This window comes from Mesorhizobium sp. M7A.F.Ca.AU.002.02.1.1, from assembly GCF_003998535.1.
Lineage (GTDB): Bacteria > Pseudomonadota > Alphaproteobacteria > Rhizobiales > Rhizobiaceae > Mesorhizobium > Mesorhizobium ciceri.
In genome coordinates this window covers 1-7,567 of record NZ_RZPB01000252.1, presented here as the reverse complement: position 1 = coordinate 7,567, position 7,567 = coordinate 1, and the positions used below count along the sequence as shown (strand labels likewise).

General features: G+C 59.7%; 2 protein-coding genes and 2 pseudogenes. All 4 read right to left on the bottom strand.

All coding sequences use genetic code 11. The features are described 5' to 3' along the window. The coding region (locus tag EN879_RS16885) for a Ulp1 family isopeptidase (protein WP_245493830.1) at positions 1 to 3,077 on the bottom strand (3,077 nt) is incomplete at its 3' end. A gap of 833 nt (positions 3,078 to 3,910) precedes the next feature. Beyond that, positions 3,911 to 6,217 (bottom strand): S9 family peptidase, encoded by a 2,307-nt coding sequence (locus tag EN879_RS16880; protein WP_063169235.1) that lies wholly within the window; start codon positions 6,215 to 6,217, stop codon positions 3,911 to 3,913. Between the two features lie 667 nt (positions 6,218 to 6,884). Beyond that, a pseudogene (locus tag EN879_RS39965) lies at positions 6,885 to 7,116 on the bottom strand (IS5/IS1182 family transposase); the annotation flags it as partial. A gap of 86 nt (positions 7,117 to 7,202) precedes the next feature. Continuing rightward, positions 7,203 to 7,567 (bottom strand): annotated as a pseudogene (locus tag EN879_RS16875) (alpha-hydroxy-acid oxidizing protein); the annotation flags it as partial.

The following is a 7,567-nucleotide window of genomic DNA, read 5'->3' as shown; positions in this document are numbered from 1 at the left end:
TCGAACGCCATCATTGGTGGGGAGGCAGGCTCGTCTTCCAACAGTTGCCGCAGTTCCCCTGGCTCGAATGCCATCATCGGTGGGGAGGCGGGTTCATCCTCCAGCAGCTGCCGCGGCTCTTCCTCGTGCGGCAAGCGCCTCCTTAGCCGGTCTTGCAGCGCCTGCCGATCGGCAACGAGGTTGTCGAGGGGCAGCGGCTCGTGGTCTGGCCGCTGCCCTTTCACCAATCGTTCAACCAGCGCCCACGTGCCCTCCAGGACAAATACGCCGCAATCATAATGGTTCGTCTGTCTGGCCATGGGGGCTGGCGCCAAGGTGGCATTCAGCAGTCCTGCGAGCTGTTTTGCAGGCACGTCGTTATATCCCTCTCGCTGGAGGGAGTCGTAGTGATAGGCGAACCGCCTTTCCGGGTCGCGGCGATCAACGAGCAGCAGCGACCAATGGGTGCCGGGGCTAGTAGCCGTGCCATTATTCACTGGCAAGAACAGGAAGTCGGCTGTGGCGTTGTTTTGATTATAGATGGACTGCAATATGCCTCGAGCGTCTTGCGGCGACGTGTGTCGCAGTAGATGGGATACGGAAGGATCCACCAGCCGAGTCCGGGCAGCGAGCGCCGGATTGATCCCCTGCAGTTGCCCCTCCAGCAAATTGTAATCTCTCTGGATATGGGCGTCGCTCAGCCATTCGGCGGCGCCGAGCACCCGCCCCGTTGCAACGTTGGACGGGGCTGTCGGATCGAGCGCCCCGATCTGAGCCCCAGAGGAACTGGTAGTCAGTGTGGTCACATCAACCAGTGGAAGGCCGCGGTAGGTGCCTGGCAGCCTAGCGGTTGCTGGCGAGGCGGGTTGGGGAGCTCTTGCCGGTGCCGCTGGCCCAGCTTCAGCAGCGGCCCCAACGCGCCTGGTGACTGCGTCTGCCGGATGAGCAGAAAGGACAGTTTCGCGCCCGAGCACAATGCGCGGCAGGATATCCCGGAGGTGAGCCAATGCAGAACTGATACTTAGCCTATTACCATAGGAGACAGCCTTGAAGCTCTCAACATCTTTATCCAGCGATTTGTCGTGAATCCGAGCCGCAATCCCAAGCTTGTTATTTTGACGCAGGTACTGACTAAAATGTCTAAGAAAATTTGTATAGCCGCCCACGGTATCTGGATTCCGTCCGGTCGCAGGCGCTGCCAGGTACTCCTTGGTCGAAGCGGCTCTGTAATTTCTAATGAGCTCGGCATCGTCAGGATAGGGGATCACGACAGGGCGAGCCATAATCGGGGCTCCGCCTGTCGACTTCTTGAGGTAACGCAGTGCGCCAGCCACGGTGGAGGAACCACCCGTACTCTCGTACTCCTTGAGATCCTGATCCAGCGACGAATGGTAAAGCCGAGCAGCAAACCCTGGCTTGTTGTTTTGAAGGAGCCACCGACTAAAGCCGAAAAGAGAATTTACATTGTAAGTGACCGTGTTCGCTTTGGCCTTACCCGCGTGGAATGCTGCCCTCAGCCCTTCGATAGCGGTCGCATCGTTGGAATAGACAGGACGCTTGTCGGCACCGTCGGGGACTACAATTGGACGATCCGGCTGCACTGTCGAGGGCATCGACCCACCACCTCCGGGATGCGGTGCTGGGGTGGATTCGTGCTCATCCCTCTGCCTGACGAGCTGCGCCTCACATTCCGGTGTAGCCACCTCATGAGGATCCTGCATCGGTTCGATCCCCTCCATCTCCTGCTGCAACCAAGCCAAAGCTTGGCGAGCGGCCTGCGCGGCTTCATCAACCGCGGAGGATGTCTCCACACCTCTGGCGGACGCCGGCAGAGCCTGCTCCGCCCGCCGTCGAAAGAGCTCTGGCGAGGCGGATTTCTCCGCCCACAATCTGGGCTGCGTAGCGAGTCCCCGTCCAGATTTATGTGGCACCGCCTCGCTTGGCAGCGGGCTGCTCCTGTCCCGTGCAGCTACCAGCTCCTCCGGGGCGCCCTGGTCGCCGTGGCGCCAGTTCAAGTGAGGGACGGCCTCTCCAAAGTCGGGCGCTTGGTGTTGGTGCGCGGTTGGGGCGAGAGACAATGGTAGATCGGTGCCCTCCTTATAACCTACCGGCAGGAGCTCCTCTGGCCAATCGAATCCCTGCTGTGGTGCGGTATGCTGAGCAGCGTCGCCACGGGGACGAGCCTCCATGCTGACCGCGTTTTCCAGATGATTCCCGAGTATAACGCGCGGCGGGTTCTTGCGGAGATAAACCAGCGCAGATTCGATCGGAGCTCCACCATTAGAGGAGGCGGCCTTGTAGCTCTCAACATCTTTATCCAGCGATTTATCGTAAATGCGACCCGCAATTCCGAGCTTGTCATTTTGACGTAGGTAATGACTGAAATGGTTAAGAGCAGTTGCGTAGCCGCTCGCGGATCTGAAATGTCTGGTGAGCGCGGCGTCGTCAGGATGGGGGTTCAGGACAGCGCGACCCACAATCGGGCCGGCTCCGCCCATCGACTTCATCAATTGACGCAGTGCGCCAGCCACGGTGGAGGAACCACCCCTACTCTCGTACTCCTCGAGATCCTGGCTCAGCGACGGATGGTAAAGCCGAGCAGCAAGCCCTGGCTTGTTGTTTTGAAAGAGCCAACGACTAAAGCCGAAAAGAGAATTTGTGCTGCGAGTGACCGTGTCCGGCCTGGCTTTACCCGCAAGGAGTGCTGACTTCAGCCCTTCGATGGCGGTGGCATCGTTGGAATAAACAGGACGCTTGTCGGCACCGTCGGGGACCACAATTGGACGATCCGGCTGCACTGTCGAGGGCATCGACCCGTCGAGATGCGGTGCTGGGGTGTATTCGTGCTCGTCCCCCTGCATCACAAGTTGCGCCTCCCGTTCCGATGTACCCACCTGATCGGTGGGGAGTTGCATCATCACGCGAGCGCCTGAGTTGCCAACCTCACCTGGTTGCCGCTCAGTGACAGCATGCTGCAGATTGCTTTGGATCCTCTGCCTCTTCGTTGGTCTCAACTCACCTTTACCATGCGAGCCATTGACGAGGACCTCCTCGCCTAGCGCACCCATCAACTCGTCCGCCGCCTGCAGTTCGCCCAAGTGCTGCTCAAAACCGGCTTGGCCGGCCTGTCCGCTTGCTCGTGCGGTACGGCGTGCTGCACCTGCAGCCAAGCTGCCACGATGAATGTCTAGTTTGTACGGGTGCACGCTATCCTCACTTCCACAGATCACATGAGCAACCTACTCAGGCAAGCTTTCGAGAGGCTGACGAGGTCCGCCGCCGCGGAAGGCGAAGGCTGGTTTTCTGCTCAGCGGTTGACGGCCTCGCGTGTTGCGGCCGCGCCGGGTATCACGCCAATCAATCTGAATAGTCGATGCGTCAAACGAACCAGGATGGGATTTTCGTAGCGGGGCTGCTCTACTCACTCTTGTCCTGAGGGCAGAATTCAACCATATCGCCGAGCAACTGGATGCCGATTGGATACCCGATCCGGAAAGCTTCAGCTCATATGTGACGCGAGGATGAGAATCGTGGCAGCTCCAGACCGACGGGCTGCCACCCACAGCGGCGATGACCGACGAGGGTCTTCTATTGCCAAGGCAATCGTCCGTTCGGGGACCTATGTGTTCCAATGCTCGTCGAGCGGATCGGTGGGCCGCACCGCCGTAGCGTTACGGCGAGCGGAAGCGGCGTTGGGTGCGGCTTTTCCCCTGAACGCTTCACACCAGGCTGATAGGGGATCTTGCAATCGCACACACGCGGTCTGCAGGCGTGCCTATCAAGCAGTTTGCTCAGACCAACGTCGCGGCGAGCCGATCCTCAATACGCAGCGCAAGTCCTAGACTCCACGATCGTCCTTCGGTGCAGATTTGCTCGCGCCTCGCCCTGATTACAGCTGATAAGGCGAGCTAACAATTGCAAGAGCCACAAGCTATTCCAGCTCGATCGGTTTGGTGTTCCAGTCGGGCGGGGTCTGACCGAGAATGTTGCGAACGAAGAAGTCTAGGAGTTTGCGCTCGGTGTAGGTGCCTAGAGTATGGTGATTGGCACCAGGAACGTAGACCATGTCAAAATCTTTTCCTGCCTTGATGAGTCGATCGGCAAGCTGGAACGAGCAAAACGGATCGACATTATCATCCATTTCGCCGACCGCGATCATCAGCTTGCCCTGCAGCCTGTGAGCATTGTCAACGGCGGAGGATTGCGAATATTCAATGCCGACCGGCCACCCCATCCAAAGTTCGTTCCACCAGGTCTTGTCTATCCTGTTGTCGAAGCAGCCGTTTTTGGCGACGGCGACCTTGTAGAAATCGGGGTGAAAGAGCAGCGCGCTGACTGCACTCTGGCCGCCGGCGGATGCGCCAAAAATGCCGACGTTGGATATGTCGTACCATGGATATTGCGCGGCCGCCGCCTTGTGCCACAGAATGCGATCGGGAAATCCTGCGTCCTTCAGATTCTTCCAAGCAACATCATGGAAGGCGCGGGAGCGGTTGTTGGTGCCCATGCCGTCGATCTGAGCAACGACGAAGCCCAGCTGCGTGAGCGGCTCTGTCCACCGCGAGAAGGATTTTGGGACGAAGGAGCCGTGGGGTCCAGCATAGATATTCTCCACAACCGGGTATTTCTTCGTCGGGTCGAAGTTGGCTGGCAGGTGGAGCACGCCCCAGATGTCAGTTTTGCCGTCGCGCCCCTTGGAATGGAAACTGAGCGGCGGCTGCCAGCCTGCGGCGACGAGCTCAGAAATGTCGGCCGTCTCGATCTGCTGGAGCTTGGCATTGTCGCTGGCGCGGTAGAGTGCCATGCGCGGGGGCAGATCGATGCGTGACCAGAGATCGACATAATAGCGCCTGTCAGGCGAGAACTCGATATGGTGGTTGGCCGGTTCGGGCGTCAGTGCAGTCAGTCCCTTGCCGTCAAAGCCGATGCGGTAAGCATGGACCCAATAGGGGTCCTCCTGCGAGTTCATCCCGCTCGCCTCGAACCAGATCTGACGCTTGACCGGATCGACATGGTTGACCCTCCGGACGACCCACTCACCTCGCGTGATCTGGTTTTCGAGCGCGCCTGTCCGGCCGTTGAAAAGATACAAATGCTCATACCCGTCGCGCTCTGATGCCCAGATGATCTCCTTCCCGTCATCGACATCGTAACGGAAGATTTTTCCGGCATCCTCCTGGCCATGCCCCAGCGGCAAATAATCAACGAATGTCTCGCTGGTCTCATCGATCAGGGAGCGCCCGCGGCCCGAGGCGGCGTCTACCTCGACCAGGCGATAAAGCTGATGCCCGCGCTGGTTATATTCGAAAGTGAAGCCGCGGCTGTCCGCCCACCACCGGAGAGGGGAAAGTTCGAAGACGTTCGAGAAGAGGGCACCGTCAATCACGATCTGGCGCCGGCCGGCAATGTCGAACAGGACTGGCTGGGGCAGCGGAAGGACATCGCCCGGCCTGGGATAGAATTTTGTTGAATATTCCCGCTCCAACTGGTCCGTCGAAGAATTGAGGTAGCGGACCTCTCGCCTATAGCCGGGGCGAACAAGGTAAGCGGCGAGGTGGCGCGAGTCCGGCGACCAGCTCAGCGTCGAAAAGACGTAGCAATTGCCTTCGGCTCCGTCCCGGCTCAGAGGAACATCCTGCAATCCGTCCTCGCTGCGCAGGAAAACGTTGCAGTTCTTGATATAGGCGATCCATTTGCCGTCGGGCGACGCGTTGCTCTTGTCGGGGTTGTTCTCCGCTGGCGGCGTGTAGCGGTGGCTGAGCTCCCTACGGTCCCCTTTCCTTGCATCGAATGTGGTGCTGGTACAGTCATAGCTTGCAAGGTCGCAGCTCCACCGGGTGTCTTCAATCTGGAAGTCGAGCCTGCGACCATCCTCACTCAGTTCGAAACGGTCGAACGGAAGATTGCCGGCTTGATAGCTCTCATGGCTCACCTTGTTTAGCGCTGCCGCCAGACGCGCCTGATCGAAAGCGGGCCGCTTGAAACCCGTGGCAGCATCGACCTGCATGAACTGCTGCTCGCCGTGGCTAGTCCGGCGGTAGACGAAGGCTTCACCCCCGGTCAGCCAGAAAGGCATTTTGGGGACATTGACAGTGAGCCCGCCATATCGATCGTTGATCGTAAGTGCGCGCTTGAAATCGGCCGGCGCTAGCGTCGGGTGTAAACTTTTCGAACCCTTGGCCAGCGTCTGAGTTGCCGATCGCCATGCGGCGCGCGTCAAAGCGCCGATCCTGGACATACCTGTTCACTTCTTTCGGTTTTCGGAATGCTAATTTTGAAGTTGGGTTCTCGTCGCCGGTCTGCAGCAGCGCCGAAGCGTCGCCTTGGAGGAGAGCCAGCACGCGGGTGCAGCCAGGCACGCGCAACAGGGGCGCTCCTTGGACATCCAGGCACTGGTTCGGGTGCCGATTGAAGAGTTGGCGTCCGCCGCCGAAACAACCAGGAAAGAGCGTCCATGCAGCCCTGACGCGACTATTTCCCCGCGAGTATGGCCGCTTGCTTTTCTGCATCATCTGAAAGGTCCTGCTCTAGTCGGGCCGGATGTCACCCCGGCAGAAATCATTGTGCTATTTCGACAATCTCCGAGCGATTGCCGCCGGCCCATGACGAGGTTTACCGATAGGGCGCAATATGCGTGCCAAAGGAAAAGCGGTTTAAATACACGGCAATCCGCCTATGTCGCATCCCCAACATCGTCGCACACCGGACAATGCCGGACGAAATTGTCCCGGGGCGTCAAATTGGTTTGATGGTGACCCAAGGAGTTCTGGCTTTATCTGAGGCGTTCGGCCTTTTTCGAAAGCCGGACTCTTCGCGCGTTTCCGACGGCCCGAAGCGCCTGATCAAAGCTGACGGCATTCCCGGGTCTTGGCCTTGCCACAGCAGCACCTGCTGCATCAATTCCGACGGACGCTGTAGAACACCTGCAACACACGGCCCGCAGCAATTTCTCCGGCGCAACGCTGGGGCGACCGCCTTTGGCACTGCAGGCGTACATGCCGGAAAGGATGCCGTCTAGCCGCACCAGCGCTCCATTGATCATCAGCCGGTGCGGGCACCAGGATGACCGGCTGGAACGAAATCTTCCAACCGCTTCATCGTGAACAGCTGCTCCATGAACACATCGCTCCCGTCAATCGAGCCGTCTCGCCAGGGGGATCAATAGTCTGTCTTTGGCGTAGGTATTTCAGCAGCCTGCTGTTAGCGTGCGGACGACGCCGACATCAACCGGCGGACAAATGCGACGAGGGCAACAAGCGCGCCTGACGCAACGCCGCCAGATCAGCCGAGCCCGTGCAGAAGCAGGCGACGGCCAACTGGCGGATGACGATCTCGAAATGCGCGACAACGGCCCCGGTGGACACTGTCGCCGCGCCCAGCACGCTGGCCGCCTGCCCGGCGATGTCCGCGCCCAGGCGGATGGCCTTGGCCACGTCGACGCCATCGCGGATCCCGCCCGACGCGATCAGCTTCACCGTTGGCAGCGCCCGACGCACCGCCTGCACGCTGGTCAGGGTGGAATCCCCCAATCGGCGAATGACATCGCCACTGCACGGTCGGCGGCATTGCGGGCGCGCTCGCCCTCCAC

What these genes read in the sequence shown, in the direction of transcription:
- EN879_RS16880 (WP_063169235.1), bottom strand. Translation starts at nt 6,217, where the DNA reads ATGTCCAGGATCGGCGCTTTGACGCGCGCCGCATGGCGATCGGCAACT.